Annotated in this window: 22 protein-coding genes; 8 read left to right on the top strand and 14 right to left on the bottom strand. The window is 69.4% G+C overall.

Annotated features, from left to right (window positions below; translation table 11 throughout):
* Nucleotides 1-188: 188 nt before the first annotated feature.
* Nucleotides 189-953, bottom strand: a complete 765-nt coding sequence (gene ubiE / locus ABB33_RS01710) for a bifunctional demethylmenaquinone methyltransferase/2-methoxy-6-polyprenyl-1,4-benzoquinol methylase UbiE (RefSeq protein WP_054662867.1) — start codon at nucleotides 951-953, stop codon at nucleotides 189-191.
* A 92-nt stretch (nucleotides 954-1,045) separates the two neighbouring features.
* Here ubiE and ABB33_RS01705 point away from each other — a divergent pair, with 92 nt between their 5' ends.
* Entirely contained in the window at nucleotides 1,046-1,498 is a 453-nt protein-coding gene (locus ABB33_RS01705) for a nucleoside deaminase (protein ID WP_054662863.1), read from the top strand.
* A 129-nt stretch (nucleotides 1,499-1,627) separates the two neighbouring features.
* A complete protein-coding gene (locus tag ABB33_RS01700; RefSeq protein WP_054662860.1) occupies nucleotides 1,628-1,879 on the top strand; it encodes a hypothetical protein in 252 nt (83 codons plus the stop codon).
* A gap of 94 nt (nucleotides 1,880-1,973) precedes the next feature.
* Here ABB33_RS01700 and smeE read toward each other — a convergent pair whose 3' ends face one another.
* Both smeE and ABB33_RS01690 read right to left on the bottom strand, forming a co-directional pair.
* The gene (gene smeE / locus ABB33_RS01695; protein WP_056930908.1) at nucleotides 1,974-5,120 is read right to left on the bottom strand and encodes a multidrug efflux RND transporter permease subunit SmeE; all 3,147 of its coding nucleotides are present in this window, start codon (nucleotides 5,118-5,120) and stop codon (nucleotides 1,974-1,976) included.
* Between the two features lie 12 nt (nucleotides 5,121-5,132).
* Nucleotides 5,133-6,305 carry an efflux RND transporter periplasmic adaptor subunit gene (locus ABB33_RS01690; protein ID WP_056930907.1) on the bottom strand — a complete coding sequence of 391 codons (1,173 nt, stop codon included), beginning with the start codon at nucleotides 6,303-6,305 and terminating at the stop codon, nucleotides 5,133-5,135.
* Nucleotides 6,306-6,492: 187 nt separating this feature from the next.
* Here ABB33_RS01690 and ABB33_RS01685 point away from each other — a divergent pair, with 187 nt between their 5' ends.
* Nucleotides 6,493-7,191: a TetR family transcriptional regulator gene (locus ABB33_RS01685; protein ID WP_269464880.1), complete on the top strand. Its 699-nt coding sequence runs from the start codon at nucleotides 6,493-6,495 to the stop codon at nucleotides 7,189-7,191.
* A 65-nt stretch (nucleotides 7,192-7,256) separates the two neighbouring features.
* Here the strand turns inward: ABB33_RS01685 and hslU are convergent, their stop codons facing one another.
* On the bottom strand, nucleotides 7,257-8,633 hold the full coding sequence (hslU, locus tag ABB33_RS01680; protein ID WP_056930906.1) for an ATP-dependent protease ATPase subunit HslU: 1,377 nt from the start codon (nucleotides 8,631-8,633) through the stop codon (nucleotides 7,257-7,259).
* Nucleotides 8,634-8,762: 129 nt separating this feature from the next.
* Nucleotides 8,763-9,314, bottom strand: a complete 552-nt coding sequence (gene hslV / locus ABB33_RS01675) for an ATP-dependent protease subunit HslV (RefSeq protein ID WP_054662847.1) — start codon at nucleotides 9,312-9,314, stop codon at nucleotides 8,763-8,765.
* Between the two features lie 117 nt (nucleotides 9,315-9,431).
* Here hslV and ABB33_RS01670 point away from each other — a divergent pair, with 117 nt between their 5' ends.
* On the top strand, nucleotides 9,432-9,905 hold the full coding sequence (locus tag ABB33_RS01670) for a CopD family copper resistance protein (protein ID WP_198421461.1): 474 nt from the start codon (nucleotides 9,432-9,434) through the stop codon (nucleotides 9,903-9,905).
* On the opposite strand, the gene ABB33_RS01665 is transcribed toward ABB33_RS01670, so the two are convergent.
* From ABB33_RS01665 to ABB33_RS01635, 7 genes are all read right to left on the bottom strand, one after another.
* Nucleotides 9,898-10,374, bottom strand: a complete 477-nt coding sequence (locus ABB33_RS01665; protein ID WP_054662844.1) for a DUF1203 domain-containing protein — start codon at nucleotides 10,372-10,374, stop codon at nucleotides 9,898-9,900. The two genes, ABB33_RS01670 and ABB33_RS01665, sit on opposite strands and share 8 nt — an antisense overlap.
* A gap of 103 nt (nucleotides 10,375-10,477) precedes the next feature.
* The gene (gene xerC / locus ABB33_RS01660; protein ID WP_082594933.1) at nucleotides 10,478-11,368 is read right to left on the bottom strand and encodes a tyrosine recombinase XerC; all 891 of its coding nucleotides are present in this window, start codon (nucleotides 11,366-11,368) and stop codon (nucleotides 10,478-10,480) included.
* 13 nt (nucleotides 11,369-11,381) lie between these two features.
* On the bottom strand, nucleotides 11,382-12,059 hold the full coding sequence (locus ABB33_RS01655) for a DUF484 family protein (RefSeq protein ID WP_056930905.1): 678 nt from the start codon (nucleotides 12,057-12,059) through the stop codon (nucleotides 11,382-11,384).
* Entirely contained in the window at nucleotides 12,056-12,892 is an 837-nt protein-coding gene (dapF, locus tag ABB33_RS01650) for a diaminopimelate epimerase (protein ID WP_380611232.1), read from the bottom strand. The genes ABB33_RS01655 and dapF overlap by 4 nt, the downstream gene beginning before the upstream one ends.
* 7 nt (nucleotides 12,893-12,899) lie before the next feature.
* The gene (lptM, locus tag ABB33_RS01645; RefSeq protein WP_054662835.1) at nucleotides 12,900-13,100 is read right to left on the bottom strand and encodes an LPS translocon maturation chaperone LptM; all 201 of its coding nucleotides are present in this window, start codon (nucleotides 13,098-13,100) and stop codon (nucleotides 12,900-12,902) included.
* 55 nt (nucleotides 13,101-13,155) lie between these two features.
* Nucleotides 13,156-13,566: a YbaN family protein gene (locus ABB33_RS01640; protein ID WP_380611234.1), complete on the bottom strand. Its 411-nt coding sequence runs from the start codon at nucleotides 13,564-13,566 to the stop codon at nucleotides 13,156-13,158.
* An 8-nt stretch (nucleotides 13,567-13,574) separates the two neighbouring features.
* Nucleotides 13,575-15,683, bottom strand: a complete 2,109-nt coding sequence (locus ABB33_RS01635) for a S9 family peptidase (protein WP_056930903.1) — start codon at nucleotides 15,681-15,683, stop codon at nucleotides 13,575-13,577.
* 108 nt (nucleotides 15,684-15,791) lie between these two features.
* Between ABB33_RS01635 and ABB33_RS01630 the strand changes: the two genes are divergently transcribed.
* Nucleotides 15,792-16,985: a pyridoxal phosphate-dependent aminotransferase gene (locus ABB33_RS01630; protein ID WP_192301417.1), complete on the top strand. Its 1,194-nt coding sequence runs from the start codon at nucleotides 15,792-15,794 to the stop codon at nucleotides 16,983-16,985.
* A 121-nt stretch (nucleotides 16,986-17,106) separates the two neighbouring features.
* Here the strand turns inward: ABB33_RS01630 and ABB33_RS01625 are convergent, their stop codons facing one another.
* Nucleotides 17,107-19,206, bottom strand: a complete 2,100-nt coding sequence (locus ABB33_RS01625) for a prolyl oligopeptidase family serine peptidase (RefSeq protein ID WP_056930902.1) — start codon at nucleotides 19,204-19,206, stop codon at nucleotides 17,107-17,109.
* A gap of 68 nt (nucleotides 19,207-19,274) precedes the next feature.
* Nucleotides 19,275-19,583: a hypothetical protein gene (locus ABB33_RS01620; protein ID WP_054662827.1), complete on the bottom strand. Its 309-nt coding sequence runs from the start codon at nucleotides 19,581-19,583 to the stop codon at nucleotides 19,275-19,277.
* A 131-nt stretch (nucleotides 19,584-19,714) separates the two neighbouring features.
* Between ABB33_RS01620 and ABB33_RS01615 the strand changes: the two genes are divergently transcribed.
* From ABB33_RS01615 to ubiT, 3 genes are all read left to right on the top strand, one after another.
* Entirely contained in the window at nucleotides 19,715-20,314 is a 600-nt protein-coding gene (locus ABB33_RS01615) for a lipocalin family protein (RefSeq protein WP_056930901.1), read from the top strand.
* Nucleotides 20,315-20,413: 99 nt separating this feature from the next.
* Nucleotides 20,414-20,902 (top strand): putative zinc-binding protein, encoded by a 489-nt coding sequence (locus tag ABB33_RS01610; protein ID WP_269150100.1) that lies wholly within the window; start codon nucleotides 20,414-20,416, stop codon nucleotides 20,900-20,902.
* On the top strand, nucleotides 20,895-21,746 hold the full coding sequence (ubiT, locus tag ABB33_RS01605) for a ubiquinone anaerobic biosynthesis accessory factor UbiT (protein ID WP_054662820.1): 852 nt from the start codon (nucleotides 20,895-20,897) through the stop codon (nucleotides 21,744-21,746). The genes ABB33_RS01610 and ubiT overlap by 8 nt, the downstream gene beginning before the upstream one ends.
* Nucleotides 21,747-21,777 lie beyond the last annotated feature (31 nt).

Below are 21,777 nucleotides of genomic sequence, written 5' to 3'. Positions count from 1 at the left end.
TTTCATCGTGGCTGCGGCTGACGGTGTTCACGGCGGCGAGCGCGACGGCCAGGGGCAGCATCAGGAAGGGTGAACGCATGGGATTACCTTTGCAGCGAAGGAGTGGGTGCAGCAGGCGAGGCGCGGAAGAAGGCGGGAACGCGGACCCGGGCAGCGCCCGTCCCCGGTACCCGGCCCCTCCCCCATGCCTAGATCTTGTAGCCGGAGTGGATGGCGACGATGCCGCCGCTGAGGTTCTTGTAATGGCAGCGGGCGAAGCCGGCCTCGGCCATCATCGCCTTGAGCTCTTCCTGCGGCGGATGCTTGCGGATGCTCTCGGCCAGGTACTGGTAGCTGTCGCCGTCGCCGCGCGCGAACAGCTTGCCGAGCCGCGGCAGCACCTTGAACGAATGGAAGTCGTAGATCGGCTTGAACCAGTCGGCGGTGACCTCGGAGAACTCCAGCACGCGGGCCTGGCCGCCGACCTTTAGCACGCGGTACATCTCGCGCAGCGCGGCGTCCTTGTCGGTGACGTTGCGCAGGCCGAAGGAAATGGTCACCAGGTCGAAGCTCTGGTCCGGGAACGGCAGCGCCTCGGCGTTGAGCTGCACCCACTCGAAGCCGGACACGTGGCCGCGGTTGGTCAGGCGGTCGCGGCCCACCGACAGCATGCCGGCGTTGATGTCGCCCAGCACCACGCTGCCTTCGGCGCCCAGCCGCTCCTTGAGCAGCACGGCGATGTCGCCGGTGCCGCCGGCCAGGTCGAGCACGCGGTCGCCCGGCTTCACCTGGGCGGTGGCCACGAAGTAACGCTTCCACAACCGATGGATGCCCAGGCTCATCAGGTCGTTCATCAGGTCGTAGTTGTCGGCCACCGACGTGAACACCTGGCCGACAAGCTTCTGCTTGTCCTTGGCCGGCACGTCGCGGAAGCCGAAGTGGGTGGTGCCGCTCTTGTAGGGGGATTCGCTCATGCGCCCGATTATCGCACTCCCGCGGCGGCGGCGTGCCGGGGCCCGGGAACGGGCCGTTATCATGGCCGGCCACCCGACGGATGCCCGCCCCGATGATCGCCACGCCCGACTACCGCGCCCTGCTCGACACCGCCATCGCCGAGGCCCGCCAGGGCCTGGCCGAGGGCGGCATCCCGATCGGCGCGGCGCTGTACCACAACGACGGCCGCCTGCTCGGCTGCGGCCACAACCGCCGGGTGCAGGAGGGCGACCCCTCCATCCACGGCGAAACCGACGCCTTCCGCAAGGCCGGCCGCCAGCGCGGCTACCGCGACACCATCATGGTCACCACCCTGGCCCCGTGCTGGTACTGCTCCGGGCTGGTGCGCCAGTTCAACATCGGCACCGTCGTGGTCGGCGAATCGGTCACCTTCGCCGGCGGCATCGACTGGCTGCGCGAGAACGGGGTCAGGGTCATCGACCTGAACGATGCCGGCTGCATCGAGATGATGCGCGGCTTCATCGCCGGCAATCCGGAAGTCTGGAACGAGGACATCGGCGAATAGGCCCGGCGCGCTGCCACCGGATGTGACGCGCTCCACATCCGCGCGATTCCGCCATCGCGCCGCCACCCCGGTGTCATCGGCACCGGCTATGCTCGGTCGTGCAGGGGGCACTGCCATCAAGGTGACGCGATGCAATTTTCGCCCGTACACGGACGCCATCGGGACTCGCTGCGCCAGGCCGGAGAACGCCTGCGCGCCCACTACGCCCGCCATCGCCGCTCCGCCGCCTTCTGGGACGCCTACCAGCAGATCCAGAACGAGCTGGCCGAGGCCTTCCCAGAACACCGCGCCGAACTGTGCAACCGCATGGCCGCCTTCGCCCAGCGCCTGGGTGCGGTGGAGGAGGCGCAGCTGGTGGATGCGGCGGTCCGCCCGGGCTGACCGCCAGGGCACATGACGACGACGCTGGGGCATGCCCCGGCGTCGCCATGCTGGCGGGGCGGCCGGCGCCACGCCGGCCCCCGCGGCACAGGGGTCACGCCTGCGGCGGTTCCCCATTCGCGGCCAGACGGCGGCGATTGAACAGGCGCTGCACCACCACGAAGAACAGCGGGATGAAGAACAGGCCGAGCACCGTGCCGGCGATCATGCCGCCCAGCACGCCGGTGCCGATGGCGCGCTGCGCACCGGAACCGGCGCCCGAGGCGATGGCCAGCGGCAGCACGCCCAGGCCGAACGCCAGCGAGGTCATCACGATCGGGCGCAGGCGGTCGCGTACCGCATGCATCGTCGCCTCGATCACGCCCGCGCCCTTCTCCAGGTGCTCCTTGGCGAACTCGACGATCAGGATCGCGTTCTTCGAGGTCAGGCCCACTGTGGTCAGCATCGCCACCTGGAAGTAGACGTCGCGTTCCATGCCGCGGAAGGTGTTGGCCAGCACCGCGCCGAGGATGCCCAGCGGCGCCACCAGCAGCACCGCGGTCGGCACGCTCCAGCTTTCGTACAGCGCGGCCAGGCACAGGAACACGATCAGCAGCGACAGGGTGTACAGCAGCGGCGTCTGCGAACCGGCCTCGCGCTCCTGGTAGGACACCGCGGTCCATTCGATGCTGAACCCCGGCGGCAACTGGCTGGCCAGCTTCTCCACCTCGGCCATGGCGTCGCCCGAGGCCACGCCCGGCGCCGCCTCGCCCTGGATCTCCAGCGCCGAAACGCCGTTGTAGCGCTCCAGGCGCGGCGAACCGTAGTCCCAGCGCTGGCTGGCGAAGGCCGAGAACGGCACCATCTGCCCGGCGCTGTTCTTCACCGTCCACAGGTTGAAGTCCTCCGGGTTCATGCGGAACCCGTCGTCGGCCTGCATGTACACGCGCTTGACCCGGCCGCGGTCGATGAAGTCATCGACGTAGCTCGAGCCCCATGCGGTGGCCAGGGTGCTGTTGATCGCATCCAGCGACAGCCCGTGCGCGCCGGCCTTGGCCACGTCGATGTCCAGCCGCAGCTGCGGGGTATCGTCCAGGCCGTTGGGACGGACGTTGGCCAGCTTGTCGCTGTTGCCGGCCATGCCCAGCAGCTGGTTGCGCGCGTTGACCAGCGCATCGTGGCCCTGCCCGGTGTTGTCCTTCAGGAAGAAGGTATAGCCCGAGGCGGTGCCCAGCTCCGGCATCGCCGGCGGCGGGAAGGCGAAGATGAACGCGTCCTTGATCTGCCCCAGCGCGGCCATCGCGCGCCCGGTGATCGGGCCCACGCCCTGGTCGGGGGTGCGCTCGTGCCAGTCCTTGAGCTTGACGAAGGCCATGCCCGAGTTCTGGCCCATGCCGGAGAAGCTGAAGCCCTGCACCGAGAACACCGATTCCACGGCGTCCTTCTCGTTCTGCAGGAAGTGGTCCTCCAGCTTGTAGATCGACTCCAGGGTGCGCTCCTGGGTGGCGCCCACCGGGGCCTGCACCAGCGCCATCAGGATGCCCTGGTCCTCGTTGGGCAGGAACGAGCTGGGCAGGCGCATGAACAGCACGCCCATGGCCACCGCCAGCGCCGCGAACACCGCCATGAAGCGCCACGGCCGCGCCAGGATGCCGCGCACGCCGCGCTGGTAGGTGCTGCTGGTGCGGTCGAAGCCGTTGTTGAAGCCATTGAAGAAGCGCCCGGCCAGGCCGCGGTGGGCGACGTGGTGCTCGCCCTTCTTCAGCGGCTTGAGCATGGTCGCGCACAGCGCCGGGGTCAGCACGATCGCCACCAGCACCGACAGCGCCATCGCCGAGACGATGGTCGCCGAGAACTGGCGGTAGATCACGCCGGTGGAGCCGCTCATGAACGCCATCGGCACGAACACCGCCGACAGCACCAGGCCGATGCCGACCAGCGCGCCGGTGATCTGGCCCATCGACTTGCGCGTGGCCTCCAGCGGCGACAGCCCTTCCTCGGACATGATGCGCTCGACGTTCTCCACCACCACGATGGCGTCGTCCACCAGCAGGCCGATCGCCAGCACCATGGCGAACATGGTCAGCATGTTGATCGAGAAGCCCAGCGCGGCCAGCACGCCGAAGGTACCCAGCAGCACCACCGGCACCGCGATCGTCGGGATCAGCGTGGCGCGGAAGTTCTGCAGGAACAGGTACATCACCAGGAACACCAGCACGATCGCCTCGAGCAGGGTCTTGACCACGCCCTTGATCGACACCTTCACGAACGGCGTGGTGTCGTACGGGATCACCGCCTTGAGCCCGTGCGGGTAGTTGGCCGCCAACTCGTCCAGGGTCTTGCGCACGCCCTCGGCGGTGGCCAGCGCGTTGGCGCCGGTGGCCAGGGTGACGGCCAGGCCCGAGGCCGGCTTGCCGTTGTACCGGGTGACGAAGTCATAGGTTTCCGCGCCCAGCTCCACGCGCGCCACGTCACCCAGCTTCAGCGTCGAGCCATCGGCCTCGGTGCGCAGCACGATGTCGCGGAACTGCTGCGGGGTCTGCAGCCGGTCCTGCGCGTTGATGGTGGCGTTGAGCTGCTGGCCCTTCACCGCCGGCGCACCGCCCAGCTGGCCCACGGCCACCTGCGCGTTCTGCGCGCGCACCGCCGCGGTCACCTCGTCCACCGAGACCCGGTAGGTCTGCAGCTTGTTCGGATCCAGCCAGATGCGCATGGCGTACTTGCCGCCGAACACCTGGATCGAGCCCACGCCCGGCACGCGGCTGAGCGGGTCGATCACGTTGGAACCGACGTAGTCGGAGATGTCGTGCTCGTCCATGCTGCCGTCCTCGGACACGAAGCCGATGACGTTGAGGAAGCCCGAGCTGGACTTGGCGACGTTGATGCCCTGCCGCTGCACTTCCTGCGGCAGCAGCGGCATGGCCAGCTGCAGCTTGTTCTGCACCTGCACCTGGGCGATGTCCGGGTTGGTGCCGCTCTCGAAGGTCAGGGTGATGCTCGTCTGGCCGTTGGAAGAGCTGTTGGACGAGAAGTAGATCAACCCGTCCAGGCCCTTCATGTTCTGCTCGATGATCTGCGTCACCGAGTCCTCGACCACCTTGGCCGAGGCACCCGGGTAGTTGGCCGAGATCGATACCGCCGGCGGTGCGACCTCCGGGTACATCGAAATCGGCAGCTTGAGCATCGCCAGCGCGCCGGCGAGCATGATGATGATGGCGATGACCCACGCGAAGATGGGCCGGTCGATGAAGAAGCGAGCCATGTGCGTCTCCGCTTACTGCTTGGCGGCCGGCGCGGACGGCGCGGCGGGCTTGGCGGGCGCGGCGCCCTTCTCGGTGGCCTGCACCGGCATGCCCGGGGCGATCTTCTGCAGGCCCTCGACGATGACCTTGTCGCCGGCCTTCAGGCCGTCCTCGACCAGCCACGCATCGCCGATGGCGCGGCTGACGGTGACCGCGCGCTGCGCGACCTTGCCCTCGGCGTCGACCACCATCGCGCTGGTGTTGCCGCGGGGATCGCGGGCAATGCCCTGCATCGGCACCAGCAACGCGTCCTGGCGCACGCCGCTGCCCAGCACCGCGCGCACGAACATGCCCGGCATCAGCACCTGGTCGGGGTTGTCCACCCGCACGCGCAGGCCATAGCTGCCGGTGCTGGGGTCGACGCTGACCTCGGAGAACTCCAGCGTGCCCTTGTGCGCGTAGGTGCTGCCGTCTTCGAGCACGATGTCCACCGGCAGCTCGGAAGCGCCCTGCAGGCGCCCGGCAGCCAGCTCGCGGCGCAGCTGCAGCAGCTCGGCCGAGGACTGGCTGACGTCGATGTAGATCGGGTCCAGCTGGTTGATCGTGGCCAGCGCTTCGGCCTGGCCGGCGCTGACCAGCGCGCCCTGGGTGACGCTGGACTTGCCGATCTGGCCGCTGATCGGCGCGGTGATGCGGGCGTAGCCCAGGGTCACGTTGGCCGCGTCCAGCGCGGCGCGGGCGGCGCCGACGTCGGCCTCGGCCTGCTTCCAGGCGGCCTGCGCGTTCTCGTCGTCCTGCACGCTGATGACCCTGCTCTTGACCAGCTCGCTGCTGCGGCGCGCGGCCAGGCGCGCGGCGTTGGCGCTGGCCTCGGCCCGTGCCAGCTGGGCGCGGGCACTGTTGGCCTGGGCGCGGTAGGCGGCGTCGTCGAGCTGGTACAGCGGCTGACCCTGCTTGACCACGCTGCCTTCGGTGAACAGGCGCTTGGCGACGATGCCGCTGACCTGCGGGCGCACCTCGGCGACCTGGTAGCCGGTGGCACGGCCGGCCAGTTCACGGGTCAGGGTGAGCGGCCCGGCCTTCAGGGTGACGACGGTGACCTGGCCGGGACCACCGCCCTGCTGCGGCGGCTGCCCGCCACAGGCGGCCAGCGCGGCGGCAACCAGCAGCGACAGGAGGGCGGGACGGAGAATCGATCGATTCATGGCGGGGAGACTCGGCAGTAGGTAAGGAAGCCACCCGACCGGGACGGCCCGCCCCGGAGGGCGGCCACCCGCGACGGTGCGCGGGGCGAACCTGCGCACGCGGCCGTGATCGGACGACGGGAAAAGAGCGCGGAAGAATACATACATGCACGTCTGTTTGTAAATTGGTAGAATTCAGACATGTTTCATGTCAGCTGTGAGCAACGGCAGTGCGATGGCGCGTAAGAGCAAAGAGGACGCGCAGGCGACCCGCGAGGGCATCCTCGACGCGGCGATCGCCTGTTTCCACGAACATGGGGTGGTCGGTACCACGCTGGCGATGATCGCCACCCGCGCCGGCTATACCCGCGGCGCGGTGTACTGGCACTTCAAGAACAAGACCGAAGTGCTGGAGGCGATGATCGAGCGCGACCGCATGCCGTTCGTGCAGCGCCTGCAGCGCACCTACGCGCCGCAGCGGCAGACCCCGATCCTGGACCTGCGCGAGGTCATCCGCGTCTCGCTCGCCGAGCTGGTCGGCGACCCGCGCCAGCGCAGCCTGATGGAGATCCTGTTGCGCAGCGAGCAGTCCAGCGAAAGCCTGAGCGTCCAGGCGATGCAGCGCCAGAACTCGCAGGAGGAGCTGGACATGGTCACCCGCACCCTGGAACGCGCGCGCGAGCTGGGGCAGCTGCGCCCGGGCGTCGATCCCGCCGCCGCCAGCCGCATGCTGCACATCAGCCTGACCGGCGCGCTGTACAACGCCATGGCGCAGCCGGAGCAGTACGACCTGGAACGCGACGGGCTGATGGTGATGGACGTGGTGCTGCTGGCCTACGTCCGCGACGGGGTGTTCCAGCCGGGCGTGTTCCCGGCCCAGGCCGACAGCGCCGGCTGGGACGCCTGATCCCGCGCCACCGGCACCAACGACAACGGCGCCCTCGGGGCGCCGTTGTCGCAATTGCGGCCTGCTTACAGGATGTAGCGGCTCAGGTCCGGGTCCTGCACCAGTTCGCCCAGGTGCCTGTCGACGTAAGCGGTGTCGATGGCGAGGGTCTCGCCGTCGCGATCCGGCGCCTCGTAGCTGAGCGTGTCCAGCAGCCGTTCCAGCACCGTGTGCAGGCGACGGGCACCGATGTTCTCCTGGCGCTCGTTGACCTGGAAGGCGATCTCGGCCAGGCGCTCGATGGCGTCGCCGGTGAAGCTCACCTTGACGCCCTCGGTGGCCAGCAGCGCCTCGTACTGCTTGGTCAGCGCCGCCTTCGGCTCGGTGAGGATGCGCACGAAGTCGTTCTTGCTCAGCGCACCCAGCTCCACGCGGATCGGGAAACGGCCCTGCAGTTCCGGGATCAGGTCGCTGGGCTTGGCCAGGTGGAACGCGCCGGAGGCGATGAACAGGATGTGGTCGGTCTTGACCGTGCCGTATTTGGTGGACACGTTGGAGCCTTCCACCAGCGGCAGCAGGTCGCGCTGCACGCCTTCGCGCGAGACGTCGCCACCGGACGCGTTCGAATCACCGCGCTTGGCGACCTTGTCGATCTCGTCGATGAACACGATGCCGTGCTGCTCGCAGGCCTCGATGGCCGCGCCGCGGATGTCGTCCTCGTTGACCAGCTTGCCGGCCTCCTCTTCCACCAGCAGCGGGCGCGCGGCCTTGATGGTCAGGGTGCGCTTGTTCGACTTGGCGTTGCCGAGGTTGGCGAACATCGAGCGCAGCTGCTGGCCCATTTCCTCCATGCCCGGCGGGGTCATGATGTCCATGCTGACGCTGGCGGACATCTCCAGTTCGATCTCGCGCTCGTCCAGCTCGCCGTTGCGCAGCATGCGCCGGAACTTGATGCGGGTCTCGCCGTCGGATGCCGACGGCTCGTTGCGCGCGGCCTCCGGATCGAAGCCGATGCCGACGCTGCGGCGCGGCAGCAGCGCGTCGAGGATGCGGTCCTCGGCCTTTTCCTCAGCCTGGGTGCGCACCCGCACCTTGGCCTGCTCGCGGTACAGCTTGACCGCCGTGTCGGCCAGGTCGCGGATGATCTGCTCAACGTCCTTGCCGACGTAGCCGACCTCGGTGAAGCGCGTGGCCTCGACCTTCACGAACGGCGCATTGGCCAGCGTGGCCAGGCGCCGGGCGATCTCGGTCTTGCCGACGCCGGTGGGGCCGATCATCAGGATGTTCTTGGGCATCACCTCGTTGCGCAGCTCGGCCGGCAGCTGCATGCGGCGCCAGCGGTTGCGCAGGGCGATGGCGACCGCGCGCTTGGCGTCGTGCTGGCCGACGATGTGGCGGTCAAGCTCCTGCACGATCTCGCGCGGGGTCATGGTGGCGGAGGACACTTCGATCTTGTGGTTCATGGCTTTACCTGGGAAACGATGGCGCCGGGGGTGGCGGGAGTCGCGGGCTGCACGGAACGCCGGAACCGATGAGCGCGGGGATGCCGCGCATCGGCCCCACCGGCTTCACGGGTGCATGCGGCACGTGCCTCAGAGTTCTTCGACCACCACGTTGGTATTGGTATAGATGCAGATGCCGCCGGCGATGCTGATCGCCTCGGTGGCCACCGCGCGCGCGTCCATCTGGGTATGCGCCAGCAGCGCGCGCGCCGCGCTCAGGGCATAGGAGCCGCCGGAGCCGATGGCGATGATGCCGTCTTCCGGTTCGATCACGTCGCCGGTACCGCTGATGATCAGCGAGGTTTCCCTGTCGGCCACGGCCAGCAGCGCCTCGAGCTTGCCCAGGCGGCGCTCGGTGCGCCAGTCCTTGGCCAGCTCCACCGCCGCACGGGTCAGCTGGCCGTGCTTTTCCAGCTTGGCTTCGAACAGCTCGAACAGGGTGAAAGCATCGGCGGCGGCACCGGCGAAGCCGGCCAGCACCTGGCCGTCGCGGCCGAGCCGGCGCACCTTGCGCGCATTGCCTTTCATCACCGTGTGGCCCAGCGTGACCTGGCCATCGCCGGCGATCGCCACGTGCTCGCCGCGGCGCACGCAGCAGATGGTGGTGGCATGGAAAACATTCGGGTTCTGGCTGGGATCCATTGGAGCCTCCGGGGTGTCCCGGCAACAATGGGGGCAGCAGCGGGCGGTTCAAGCATCCGCGCCCGGGCAGCCACTGCTTGATTCAGGTCAAGCAGCGCCCGCGGCGGCGGGACGATCATGGCGACGTGGCCCGGCCACCCGAGGAACACCGTGATCCCCTACCCGCTGCTGCTCATCGCCCACCTGTTCGCCGCATTGATGTTCGTCGGCGCGGTGTTCTTCGAGGTGCTGATCCTCGGCAACGCCCTGTCCCGGGTGTCGGCGGCGACCCGGCAGCGCATCGAGGCGGCCATTGCCCGCCGCGCGCGCCGGGTGATGCCCTGGGTACTGGCGGTGCTATACGCCAGCGGCCTGGGCATGGCCTGGCATTACCGCGTGGCGCTGGCGCAGCCGCTGGCCAGCAGCTTCGCGCTGATGCTCACGCTGAAGATCGCGCTGGCGCTGAGCGTGCTCGGCCATTTCGCCGTGGCGATGGCCACGCGCGGCCACGGCGAGCGCATCACCCGCCGCTTCCGGCGCATCCACCTCAGCGTGTTCTGCCACATGCTCGGCATCGTGCTGCTGGCAAAGGCGATGTTCTATCTCACCTGAGCGCGCGCGCGGCATGGCACAGGTAGCAGCCATGGCGGGCGCTGTGCAGGTGCGCATACGCGATGCCCGGGTCGTCCAGCTGGCTGCCCAGCCACGCCCCCACCTGCACGCCCTCCATCACCTCGGCGGCCACCAGGCAGTCGGCGTGGTCGTAGGCACGCACCGACACCAGCCGTTGCGCGACATACGGTGGCACCTCGTTGGCCGCCAACCGCGCCGGCATCGCGCCGCGGCGGATGAACACCGGCCCGCAGGCGCGGTACGGCGAAGCCGCGGGCTGGTGCCAGTACGGCACCAGCAGCAGTTCCTCGCCGACCGCGGCGTCACGCAGGCTGACGCGACAGGGGAAGCCGCGCGCGCTGTCGGCGATGCGGCGCACGGCATAGCGCGCCGCCAGCCCGGCGTCATCGAGATCGAACAGGGGCTGCAGCGATGCGGGATCGATGCCGGAAAGCACGAAGGCGGCCATGGCGGTCAACGGGAAGCGGGACAGGCACGCAGGATGCCGCCGCGATGGCGTGCCGGCCGGCCATATCCAGACCCGGCATTGCGTCCGCGCGCGGCCCCGCCGCTCAGTCCGACGGTGAGCTGCGCCGCTTGGCGCGCGGATGCGCCGCGTCGTAGACCTTGGCCAGGTGCTGGAAATCCAGGTGGGTGTAGATCTGGGTGGTGGCGATGTCGGCATGGCCAAGCAGCTCCTGCACGCCCCGCAGGTCGCCGGACGACTCCAGGATGTGGCTGGCGAAGCTGTGCCGCAGCATGTGCGGATGCACGTGCTTGAACAGCCCCTGGCGCTGCGCCAGCTGCTTGATCCGGATCTGCACCGCGCGCTGGCTGATCGCACCGCCGCCGCGGCCGGGGAACACCGGGCCGTCGTTGGCCCCGCCACTGTCCTTGCGCCACGCCAGCAGTGCCGCCATCGCGTGCGAGCCGACCGGCACGGTGCGCTCGCGGTTGCCCTTGCCATGCACCAGCACCATCGCGCTGGCCAGGTCGATATCGCGCCAGCGCAGCGCGCACAGCTCGCTTAGGCGCAGGCCCGAGGAATAGAACAGCTCCAGCAGCGCGCGGTCGCGCAGGCCCAGCGGCGCGTCGGTCGGCAGCTCGACCAGGCGCACCGCCTCGTCGGCATCGAGCACCTGTGGCAGCTTGCGCGGCGCCTTGGGCGCGCGCAGCCCGGCCGCCGGGCTGCTGCCGATCGTCCCGCGCTTGAGCAGCCAGGCGTAGAAGCTGCGGATCGCCGACAGGCGCCGCTGCAGGCTGCGCGGCGACAGGCCGCGGCGGTGCCCGGCGGCGATGAATGCGCGCAGTTGGTCGGTTGCCAGCGCCAGCGGTTCGCCGGCCCCCTGCGCATCGCACCACTGCGCCAGCGCCGCCAGATCACGCCGATACGCATCGAGCGTGTGCGCGGACATGCGCCGCTCGACCTGCAGGTAGGACAGGAAAGCTTCGACGGCGCCCATCGCCGCGGCCACCTCAGCCGGCGCGGAAGCGCTGCAGCGCCACCACCAGCGATTCGCCCATCATGCGCAGGAACAGCGTGCCCATGCCGGGATAGAAACGGTTGGAGTCGTGGCTGCCGACGGCGATCAGGCCGACGCCCGGCAGCGGCAGCAGCGCGGTGGACATCACCTCGCCGACCCGCTCGCCATACAGCACGTCGTTCTTCTCCGGCTGCAGGCGGCCGCAGATCGGCTCGCCATCCTGCAGGCAGTCGTGGAACGGCGCCAGCCGCGCATCACCGGCGGCGATGACCTGCAGCCACGGCGCCTGCTCCAGTTCCGCCACCGGCTGCAGGCTGACGATGCGCACCAGGTCGCCGGCGAAGTCCTCTTCCAGCGACGCGGCCATCGCGCGCAGGGTGTCGGCGGCAGTGCCCTGGCGCATCAGCGCCAGGGTCAACTGGTGGGTGCGGACCGCCAGGCGCTCGTTGACCTGCGCATTGGTGCCCAGCTCGGCCAGCCGCCGCGACAGCTCGCGATTCTTGTCGCGCAGCACTTCCAGCTGGTAGCTGGCCAGCGACGCGGTCGGGCCGTCGTCGCGCGGCACCACCAGCGTCAATGCCAGGTCGGGGAACTGCTTGAGGAAGGTCGGATGGCGCCGCAGCCAGGCCGCGACTTCGTGGGCGCCGATTTTCTCCAGGGTCTCGTTCATCCCATCCACTCTCCATCGAATACGAAGGCCGCCGGGCCGGACATCACGATCTGCGCATCGTCGGCCGGCCACTGGATGCGCAGGTCGCCACCGGGCAGCGAGATCACCGCATCGCGCGCCAACCGGCCGCGCTGCATCAGCACCGCCGCCGCCGCGCAGGCGCCACTGCCACAGGCCAGGGTCTCGCCGACGCCGCGCTCGAACACCCGCAGGCGCACGTGGCCGGGGCCCAGCACCTGGGCGAAACCGACGTTCACCGACTCCGGGAACGATGCATGCTGCTGCAGCAGCGGACCGATCCGCTCCACCGGGGCGGCATCGATCAGGCCCACTTCCAGCACCGCGTGCGGGTTGCCCATCGACACCGCGCCGAAGCGCACGTTCTCGCCCTGCAGCGGCATCACGTATTCCTCGCGCGCGCGCGGGAAGCCGATCAGCGGAATCCGCGCCGGCTCGAACTCGGGCCGGCCCATCGCCACCGCGTAATGCCCGGCGTCCAGCCGCCGCACGACATGCGTGCGCAGCGGGCTGTCGATCAGGAATTCATCCCCCTGCGCCGCGCCATCGCGTACCAGCCAGGCGCCCACGCAGCGCGCGCCGTTGCCGCACTGCTGGGAGGTGGAGCCGTCGGCGTTCCAGATCCGGTACGCGGCAACCGAGCCGGTGGTGCGCGGCGGCTCGATGGTCAGGATCTGGTCGCAGCCGACGCCACGGTGGCGGTCGGCCAGGCGCCCGGCAAGGTCGGCGTCGGGCGGCGGCGCGCCATCGCGCAGGTCCAGCACCACGAAATCGTTGCCGGCGCCATGCATCTTGGTGAAACGCAGGCGCGGCATGGCCGGCCTATTCATGGTCGTGGCCGTCGGCCTTCGCTTCCTGTGCGGGGCCGTCGGCCTGGGGTTGCGTGGCGGGTTTCACTTCCTGCTCTTCCACCGGCACCGGCTTCTGCGGCATCACCAGCGGCCCCTTGTTGCCGCAGGCGGTGAGGACCAGCAGCGCACAGGCGGCTGCAACGAGCATCGGAAGGCGGGACGTCTTGTTCATGGCCCGAGTATATCCACTCGCGGGTAAATGCAGCCGCGCCAGCGCACGTGCCGCCTCATCCCGGTGGCGGCAGCGGGCGCAGCCACAGCCAGGTGCAGACGCAGGCCATGCTGCCGATCGAAAACCACTTCACCCAGGCCGGCGGGACGCACCACAGCATGACCAGCGCGCACACCAGCATGGTGAGGGTGGCCATCCACTTGCCCCGGCGACTGACCGCGCCATGCGCCTGCCAGTCGGCGATGGCCTTGCCGAAGCGCGGATGCGACAGCAGCCAGCGGTGCAGCCGGTCGGAGCCATGCGAGGCGGCCCAGGCCGCGATCAGCACGAACACCGTGGTCGGCAACCCCGGCACGAAGATGCCGACGATGCCCACCCCGAGGCTGGCATAGGCCAGCAGCCACCACGCCCAGCGCAGGCGCGCCGGGCGTCGTCCGGGCGGTATGGGCGGCTCCGGCACGGGCACCGCTGCCGTCAGTGCGCCACGTCCAGCTGCGACAGCACGAACGCGTAGGACTCGGCCAGTTCGTGGTAGCGCTGGAAGCGGCCGGACTTGCCGCCATGGCCGGCTTCCATGTTGGTGCGGAACACGATGGGATGGGTGCCGGTGTTGACGTCGCGCAGGCGCGCCACCCACTTGGCCGGCTCCCAGTACTGCACCTGCGAATCCCACAGGCCGGTGCCCACGAACAGCGCCGGGTAGGCCTGCGCCCGCACGTTGTCGTAGGGCGAGTAGCCGAGCATGTAGTCGTAGTACGGCTTCTGCTCGGGGTTGCCCCACTCGTCGTACTCGTTGGTGGTCAGCGGGATGCTGGCGTCGAGCATGGTGGTGACCACGTCCACGAACGGCACCTGCGCCACCATCACCCGGTAGTCGCCCGGCGCCTGGTTGGCGACCGCGCCCATCAGCAGGCCGCCGGCGCTGCCACCGGACGCGGCCACCCGGTCCTTCGCCGCGTAGCCCTGCGCCACCAGCGCGCGGGTGACGTCGACGAAATCGTTGAAGGTGTTCTGCTTGTGCAGCAGCTTGCCGTCCTCGTACCAGTGGCGGCCCATTTCCTCGCCGCCGCGGATATGGGCGATGGCATAGACCACGCCGCGGTCCAGCAGGCTGACCACGCTCTGGTTGAAATACGGATCCATCGACATGCCGTAGCTGCCGTAGGCGTACTGGTACAGCGCGGCGCTGCCGTCCTTGCTGAAGCCCTTCCTGTAGACCAGCGACACCGGTACCCGGGCACCGTCGCGCGCGGTCACCCAGACACGCTCGGTCTGGTACAGCGACGGGTCGTAGCCGATCACCGGCTGCTGCTTGAGCTGGCGCCGCTCGCCGGTCTTCACGTTCAGTTCGTAGGTGGTGGCCGGCGTGGTCAGCGAGGTGTAGCTGTAGCGCAGCCAGTCGGTGTCCGGCTCGGCGTTGACCGACAGGCCCATCGAATACGCCGGCTCATCGGCCCTGACCAGCTCGCTGCGCCCATCGGCGAACAACAGGCGCACGCGTTCCAGCGCCTCGGCGCGTTCGGCGATGGCGGTATAGCCGTCGAACAGCTCGAAGCCTTCCACCAGCACCTGCGGATCGTGCTTCACCCAGTCCTGCCACTGCGCGCGCGAGGTGGCACCGTCCGGCGCGGTGACCAGCTTGAAGTTCTTCGCGCCGTCGGCATTGGTACGGATCACCCAGCGGCCGTCGAAATGGTCGGCGTCGTATTCCACGTCGCGCGCCCGCGGCGCCAGCACGGTGAAGGCCGCCGGGTCGTTGGCCGGCGCGTAGCGCAGCTCCGAGGACACGGTGCTGTCCACGCCGATGGTGATGTAGCGGTCGTCGCGGGTACGGCCCACGCCCATGTAGAAGCTGTCGTCGTCTTCCTCGTAGACCAGCGCGTCGCTGCTGGCCGGGGTGCCCAGCACGTGCTTCCTGACCCGCACCGTGAGCAGGGTTTCCGGGTCGTTCTCGACGTAGAACAGGGTACGGTTGTCGTCGGCCCACACCACGTTCGGCGATACCCCCTGGATCACGTCCGGCAGCAGCTGCCCGGTGGTGAGGTCCTTGAAGCGGATCACGTACTGGCGGCGGCCGACGTCATCCTCGGCCCAGGCCAGCAGGCGGTTGTCCTGGCTCACTTCCATGTCGTCGACGGCGAAGTAGCCCTTGCCCTCGGCCATGGCGTTCAGGTCCAGCAGCACCTCTTCCGGCGCCTGCATGTCGCCCTTGCGGCGGGCGTGGACCGGGTAGTCCTTGCCGGTCTCGTAGCGGGTGTAATACCAGTAGCCGCGCTCGCGGTACGGCACGCTGGCGTCGTCCTGCTTGATGCGGCCGACGATCTCGGCGTAGAGCGCGTCCTGCAGCGGCTTGAGCGGCGCCATCAGCGCATCGGTGTAGGCATTCTCGGCGTTGAGGTAGGCCAGCATCGCCGGGTCCTTGCGCTCATCGTCGCGCAGCCAGTAGTACACGTCCTCGCGCACCGCGCCGAACGGCGCCTTGACCTGGTGGGGGCGCTTTTCGGCATCGGGTGGAACGGGCGGGGAAGCGGTGGCGGTATTCATCATCAGGCTTGCGACCAACAGGCAGAGGGCGGGTTTCACGGTACGGGCTCCATGGACGGGCACGTTGCCGCCCGGGCGATGCCCGACAGTGTGCCATGGACCTTGCCGCAGGCACCGCCCGCCGCGCCGCGGCCTATGATGGCGGCGATGAACACCGCCGCCCCCACCCCGTCCGGCTACAGCCGGCGCAGCCACGAGATCGCCCCGTTCCACGTCATGTCCCTGCTGGCCCGCGCCAATGCGCTGGAGCAGGCCGGCTTCGACGTGATCCACCTGGAGATCGGCGAACCCGATTTCACCACCGCCGGACCGATCATCCGCGCCGGCCAGGCCGCGCTCGCCGCGGGCCATACCCGCTACACCGCCGCGCGCGGCCTGCCGGCGCTGCGCGAGGCCATCGCCGGCTTCTACCGCGGCCGCTACGGCCTGAAGATCGACCCGGAACGGATCCTGGTGACCCCGGGCGGATCGGGCGCGCTGCTGCTGGCCTCCAGCCTGCTGGTCGACCCGGGCCGGCACTGGCTGCTGGCCGACCCGGGCTATCCGTGCAACCGCCATTTCCTGCGCCTGGTCGAGGGCGCCGCGCAGCTGGTACCGGTTGGCCCGGACAGCGGCTACCAGCTGACCCCGGCGCTGGTCGAGCGGCACTGGAACGATGACAGCGTCGGCGCACTGGTCGCCTCGCCGGCCAATCCCACCGGCACCACGCTCGATGCCGCGCAACTGGCGGCGCTGTCGGCCACGCTCAAGGCGCGCGGCGGGAACCTGGTGGTGGACGAGATCTACCACGGCCTGACCTACGGTTTCGACGCCCCCAGCGTGCTGCAGGTGGACGACGATGCGTTCGTGCTGAACAGCTTCTCCAAGTATTTCGGCATGACCGGCTGGCGCCTGGGCTGGCTGGTCGCGCCACCGGCGGCGGTGCCCGAGCTCGAGAAGCTGGCGCAGAACCTGTACATCAGCGCGCCGTCGATGGCCCAGCACGCGGCGCTGGCCTGCTTCGAGCCGGAAACCATCGCCATCTTCGAGCAGCGCCGCGAACAGTTCCGCCAGCGCCGCGATTACCTGCTGCCGGCGCTGCGCAGCCTCGGCTTCCGCATCGACGTGGAGCCGCAGGGCGCGTTCTACCTGTACTGCGACGTCAGTGGGTTCACCGACGACACACAGGCGTTCTGCGCGCACTTCCTGGAGACCGAGCACGTGGCGTTCACCCCGGGGCTGGACTTCGGCCACCACCGCGCCCACCAGCACGTGCGCATCGCCTATACCCAGGACGTGGCGCGGCTGCAGGAAGCGGTGACGCGGATCCGGCGCGGGCTGGAAAGCTGGCGCGGGGCATAGCCGCGCCGCACACACCACGGGCGCAGGCCGCGCCGCCAGTGGAAACGCCGGAAACGACGACGCCACCGTTGCGGTGGCGTCGTCGTTTCATCCAGGCACGAAGCGGTTCATCCGCAGCGGATCATTTCCCGCCCAGCTGCTCCCACAGGAAGCTGTAGGCCAGCGCCGACATGTGCGCAGCCTGCGCATTGTTGGCTGCGCCGCCGTGGCCACCTTCGATGTTCTCGTAGTAGGTCACGTTCTTGCCGGCGTCGATCATCCTGGCCGCCATCTTGCGGGCATGGCCCGGGTGCACGCGGTCGTCGCGGGTGGAGGTGGTGAACAGCACCGGCGGGTAGTCCTTCGCCGGGTCGAACAGGTGGTACGGCGAGAATGTCTTGATGAACTCCCAGTCCGCGGTGTCCGGGTTGCCGTACTCGGCCATCCACGAGGCGCCGGCCAGCAGGTGGCTGTAACGCTTCATGTCCAGCAGCGGCACCTGCACCACCACCGCACCGAACAGCTCCGGATACTGGGTGAGCATGTTGCCGGTGAGCAGGCCGCCGTTGCTGCCGCCCTGCACGCCCAGGTGCCTGGCGCTGGTGATCCTGCGGCTGACCAGGTCCTGCGCCACCGCCGCCATGTCCTCATAGGCCTTGTGGCGGTTCTGCTTCAGCGCCGCCTGGTGCCAACGCGGGCCGTACTCGCCGCCGCCGCGGATGTTGGCCACGACATACACGCCGCCCTTGTCCAGCCATGCGCGGCCCATGCCACCGGAATAGGACGGGGTCAGCGAGATCTCGAAACCGCCGTAGCCGTACAGCAGGGTCGGGTTGGAGCCGTCCAGCTTCATGTCCTTGCCGTGCACCACGAAGTACGGCACGCGGGTGCCGTCCTTGCTGGTGGCGAAGTGCTGTTCGATCACCTTGCCGCTGGCGTCGAAGAACGCCGGCATGGTCTTGAGCACTTCCGGCTGCTGGCCGATCTGCGCCAGCGACAGCGTGGTCGGGGTCAGGTAGTCGGTGACGGTCATCCACACCGCGTCGCTTTCGTCCGGATCGACGGCGCCGACCCCGATGGTGCCGAAGGCCGGGGCGCCGACGAAATCGCTGCTGCTCCAGCCGTCCTTGCCGTGGGTCAGCACCTTCAGGCGGTTCTTGACGTCATCGAGCACGTTGAGCACGACATGGTTGCGGGTCCATGCCGCGCCGGCCAGCGAGGTGGTGTCGGTCGGTGCGAACAGCACGTCGAACTCGCGCTTGCCGGCCATGAAGTCGTCGAACTTCGTCGCCAGCAGCGAGCCGGCGGCGTAGGTCTTGCCGCCCACGGTCCACGGCTCGCGCAGTTCCAGCGTCAGCCACTCGCGGCGCACGCCCTTCTCGGCCGAATTGGGCGCGTCGACCTTGGTCAGCGCGCCGTCGGCGCCGATCAGGAACAGCTCGTTGTTGTAGAAGGCGATGGTGCGGCTGACGAAGTCGCGCTCGAAGCCCGGGGTGTCGTCATGCATCGCCGCGATGTACATGTCCTGCGGCGTGCCCTCGTACACCGGGGTGGCCGCCGACATCGGCGTGCCGCGCTTCCAGCGCTTGACCACGCGCGGATAGCCGGAAGTGGTCATCGTGCCGTCGCCGAAATCGGTGTAGACGAACACGTTGTCCTGGTCGATCCAGCCCAACCCGCCCTTGGCCTCCGGACGGAAGAAGCCGTCCTTGATCCATTCCTTCCTGGCGACGTCGAACTCGCGGGTGACGTCGGCGTCGGCACCGCCGCGCGACAGCGCGATCAGGCAGCGCGTGTACTGCGGGCGCAGGCAGTTGGCGCCATGCCACACCCAGTTCTCGCCCTCGGCCTTGTTCAGCGCGTCCAGGTCCAGCACGGTTTCCCACAGTGGTTCGGCCTTGCGGTACTCAACCAGCGTGGTGCGGCGCCAGACGCCGCGCTCGTGCTGCTTGTCCTTCCAGAAGTTGTAGTAGTAATCGCCGATCTTCTCGACGCCGGGGATCTTGGCGTCCGAATCCAGCACCGCGCGGATGCCGGCCTCCATCTCCTTGAACTGCGGGCTCTGCGCCAGCCGTGCCTCGGCCTTGGCGTTCTGTTCCTTTACCCATGCCAGTGGCTTGTCGCCGGTGACGTCCTCCAGCCAGGCATACGTGTCCTTGCCTTCATCGGCAGCCATGACGGCTCCGGACAGGCTGGCGGAAATCAGGCCCGCGGCGAGGCAGGCGGAAGTGAGTCGGGACATGATGGCTCCATGCGGTCATAAGCCGCGCACGCTAGCACAGCCGCCCTGCCGCGTTCCCCTGTCGAAGGTCAGGCCGCCCGCACCGCGCCGACTCGGCGCGCCCGGCGCAGGCGCCGCGCCTGCGGCCGCTGCCGGCCGCCCGCATGCTGGCGCCGGTTGCGCCAGGCCGCGGGCAGGCGGAACCGGTACAGCGCCCACCACGCACTCAACGGCATGCCCAGCAGCCACAACGGCAGCCAGCCGATCCAGGCGTTGCTGCCGCGCATGGCCGGCCACACCAGTACCAGGGCCAGCCCCGCAAGCGCGGCCTGCCTGACGCAGCGCAGCACGCGCGGATCGGGATGTTCGACGGCAGTGCGGCGGGACGACTCGGTCATGACACGCTCCGGTAACGGGTTGGGGCACATGCTGCCGGGCATCCATCTCAGAGGTTGCGACCGGGCATTGACGCATCCATCGCCGCCCATCGAACATGCTTGTGTCACCCACCATGGCGCTCCACTCCGCAATGCGACCCATTCCCGCGTTCCTGTCCGCTTTGTTGCTGAGCCTGACCCTGCCGCTGGCGCCGGCCCTCGCACAGGACGCCACCGCGGCCGCCCCCCAGGCCGAGGGCATCGCCGAAGGCCCGATCGACCTGCAGCGCTTCATGGGGCGCTGGTACGTGATCGGACGGGTGCCGAATTTCGTCGAGCGCGGCCATGTCGCCAGCGTCAACACCTACACCCTGCGCGGTGGCGACCGGGTGTCGATCCGCTACCAGTTCCGCGACGGCTTCAATGCGCCTGAAGAAGAGCTCGACCTGCGCGCGCGCGTGGACGAGGACAGCGGCAACCGCCGCTGGCGCACCTGGTTCTACAAGGTGGTGCCCACCCACACCCGCGTGCTGGAAGTGGCGCCGGATTATTCCTGGGCGCTGATCGGCTACCCGGGCCGCGAAATGGCGTGGATCTTCGCGCGCGAGCCGGACATGGACGCCACGCTTTACCGGCAGCTGGCATTGCGCCTGCGCGACCGCTACGAGGTCAACACCGACAAGCTCAAGCGCGTGCCGCAGCACCCGGCGCAGGTCGGCAAGCTCGGCTTCGAGGTCCCCAACCGCGACTGAGCGGCCCCGCCGAAGCCGGTGGGTTTGACCTGCGTCAATGGCCGCGCGCCTGCCGCGGCCTAGCATGGGTGTCCTTCGATCGGGACAACGCCATGACCGATGCTCCTGCCCGTCCTTCCGCTCCCCGGCCTGCGCGGCGACGATGAACGCGCGGCGGCAACGGCCGGCAGCACGCCGGCATTCCCGCAACCGGCGGGTGGCGGCATGAGCCGCTCGCGGCCGCTGGTGTATTCGTGTTCGGGCTGCTCCAGCGCGGCGCAGATGGCCAACCACCTGGCACTGCGGCTGGACCGTGCCGGCCAGGCGGAGATGTCCTGCATCGCCGGGGTCGGGGGCGGCGTTGCCGGGCTGGTACGCACCGCGCGCAGCCGGCGCCCCATCCTCGCCCTGGACGGCTGCGTGCTGCATTGCGTTTCCGCCTGCCTGGCGAACGCGGGCGTGGTCGCCGACACCCACCTCGTCCTGTCCGATTACGGGGTGAAGAAGCTCAAGCATGCCGATTTCGATGCCACCGAGGCCGAAGCGGTCTACGCCACGCAGGTGCTGCCGGCCGTGCAGGCGCTCAACCAGGAAAAAACGCATGGCTGAACAGGCACGCGGGCTGGCACCGGTGCGGCTGGCCATCGACGGCGTGGATGACGGGCTGGTGCTGCTGCTGGCCACGCGCAAGCGGCTGGCACGGCTGGCCGGGCGCATCAAGGCCCATGCGGGCGTCCAGGGCCGCGATGGCGCGCGCGAACAGCGCGTGCGCCATCGGGCCGAGCGCCTGGCCTCGGTGCTGGGGGTACCGCCGGAGACCGCCAGCGGCGTGCTGGCACTGGCCATCGGCGACGCCTGCCGCACGCAAGGGCTTGAACCTGATCTGGATCAAGGAGCAATCGCGGGCAATGCCCCGATCATCGCCCCCATGATGCACACCCATGACGCTTACCCGCCGACACCGGCGCAGACCCTGCTGCGGCTGCTGCCGCCGCCCCGCCGCATCGCCCCGCTGCTGCGGGTGATGCCGCCGCCGGTGCACAAGCGCCTGCTGGAACGGGCGATGGCCCGGGTACTGGCCGCGCCGCTGCGCGACGGCACGCTGGATTTCATGGCCGGCCGCCGGCTGGGCATCGAGGTCAGCGACCTTGGCCTGCGCTGGGTGGTGGAGCTGCAGGGCCAGCGCCTGGCAGCGGTCGACGCCGCTGCCGAAGCCACCGTGCGCGGCAGCGCCACCGACCTGCTGCTGCTGGCCGGGCGGCTGGAAGACGCCGACACCCTGTTCTTCCAGCGGCGACTGGTGCTCACCGGCGACGTCGAGCTGGGCCTGACCGCACGCAACCTGCTGGACCGGCTGCCGTGGGAAAGCGTGCCGCTGGGGTTGCGCATCGCGCTCAACCGCGGCGCACGCCTGGCCCGCGCGGCACGCAGCGCGCACCAGGCACGGGCCTGAGCAGCGGCGCGCCTCCGATGCCCGCGCCGGC

It is taken from the genome of Stenotrophomonas acidaminiphila (assembly GCF_001431595.1).
Taxonomy (GTDB): domain Bacteria; phylum Pseudomonadota; class Gammaproteobacteria; order Xanthomonadales; family Xanthomonadaceae; genus Stenotrophomonas; species Stenotrophomonas acidaminiphila.
Note: the sequence above shows the minus strand (reverse complement) of the source record. Positions and strands in the feature narration are given on the sequence as shown.

Bases quoted from the DNA above. Each gene is read 5' to 3' on its own strand.
- ubiE (WP_054662867.1), bottom strand. From the start codon at position 953: ATGAGCGAATCCCCCTACAAGAGCGGCACCACCCACTTCGGCTTCCGC.
- hslV (WP_054662847.1), bottom strand. From the start codon at position 9,314: ATGGATCCCAGCCAGAACCCGAATGTTTTCCATGCCACCACCATCTGC.
- ABB33_RS01690 (WP_056930907.1), bottom strand. From the start codon at position 6,305: ATGAATCGATCGATTCTCCGTCCCGCCCTCCTGTCGCTGCTGGTTGCC.
- ABB33_RS01665 (WP_054662844.1), bottom strand. From the start codon at position 10,374: ATGGCCGCCTTCGTGCTTTCCGGCATCGATCCCGCATCGCTGCAGCCC.
- ABB33_RS01705 (WP_054662863.1), top strand. From the start codon at position 1,046: ATGATCGCCACGCCCGACTACCGCGCCCTGCTCGACACCGCCATCGCC.
- ABB33_RS01700 (WP_054662860.1), top strand. From the start codon at position 1,628: ATGCAATTTTCGCCCGTACACGGACGCCATCGGGACTCGCTGCGCCAG.
- ABB33_RS01620 (WP_054662827.1), bottom strand. From the start codon at position 19,583: ATGACCGAGTCGTCCCGCCGCACTGCCGTCGAACATCCCGATCCGCGC.
- dapF (WP_380611232.1), bottom strand. From the start codon at position 12,892: ATGCCGCGCCTGCGTTTCACCAAGATGCATGGCGCCGGCAACGATTTC.
- ABB33_RS01685 (WP_269464880.1), top strand. From the start codon at position 6,493: ATGTCAGCTGTGAGCAACGGCAGTGCGATGGCGCGTAAGAGCAAAGAG.
- lptM (WP_054662835.1), bottom strand. From the start codon at position 13,100: ATGAACAAGACGTCCCGCCTTCCGATGCTCGTTGCAGCCGCCTGTGCG.
- ABB33_RS01610 (WP_269150100.1), top strand. From the start codon at position 20,414: ATGCTCCTGCCCGTCCTTCCGCTCCCCGGCCTGCGCGGCGACGATGAA.
- ABB33_RS01670 (WP_198421461.1), top strand. From the start codon at position 9,432: ATGGCGACGTGGCCCGGCCACCCGAGGAACACCGTGATCCCCTACCCG.
- ubiT (WP_054662820.1), top strand. From the start codon at position 20,895: ATGGCTGAACAGGCACGCGGGCTGGCACCGGTGCGGCTGGCCATCGAC.
- ABB33_RS01630 (WP_192301417.1), top strand. From the start codon at position 15,792: ATGAACACCGCCGCCCCCACCCCGTCCGGCTACAGCCGGCGCAGCCAC.
- hslU (WP_056930906.1), bottom strand. From the start codon at position 8,633: ATGAACCACAAGATCGAAGTGTCCTCCGCCACCATGACCCCGCGCGAG.
- smeE (WP_056930908.1), bottom strand. From the start codon at position 5,120: ATGGCTCGCTTCTTCATCGACCGGCCCATCTTCGCGTGGGTCATCGCC.
- xerC (WP_082594933.1), bottom strand. From the start codon at position 11,368: ATGGGCGCCGTCGAAGCTTTCCTGTCCTACCTGCAGGTCGAGCGGCGC.
- ABB33_RS01625 (WP_056930902.1), bottom strand. From the start codon at position 19,206: ATGTCCCGACTCACTTCCGCCTGCCTCGCCGCGGGCCTGATTTCCGCC.
- ABB33_RS01615 (WP_056930901.1), top strand. From the start codon at position 19,715: ATGCGACCCATTCCCGCGTTCCTGTCCGCTTTGTTGCTGAGCCTGACC.
- ABB33_RS01655 (WP_056930905.1), bottom strand. From the start codon at position 12,059: ATGAACGAGACCCTGGAGAAAATCGGCGCCCACGAAGTCGCGGCCTGG.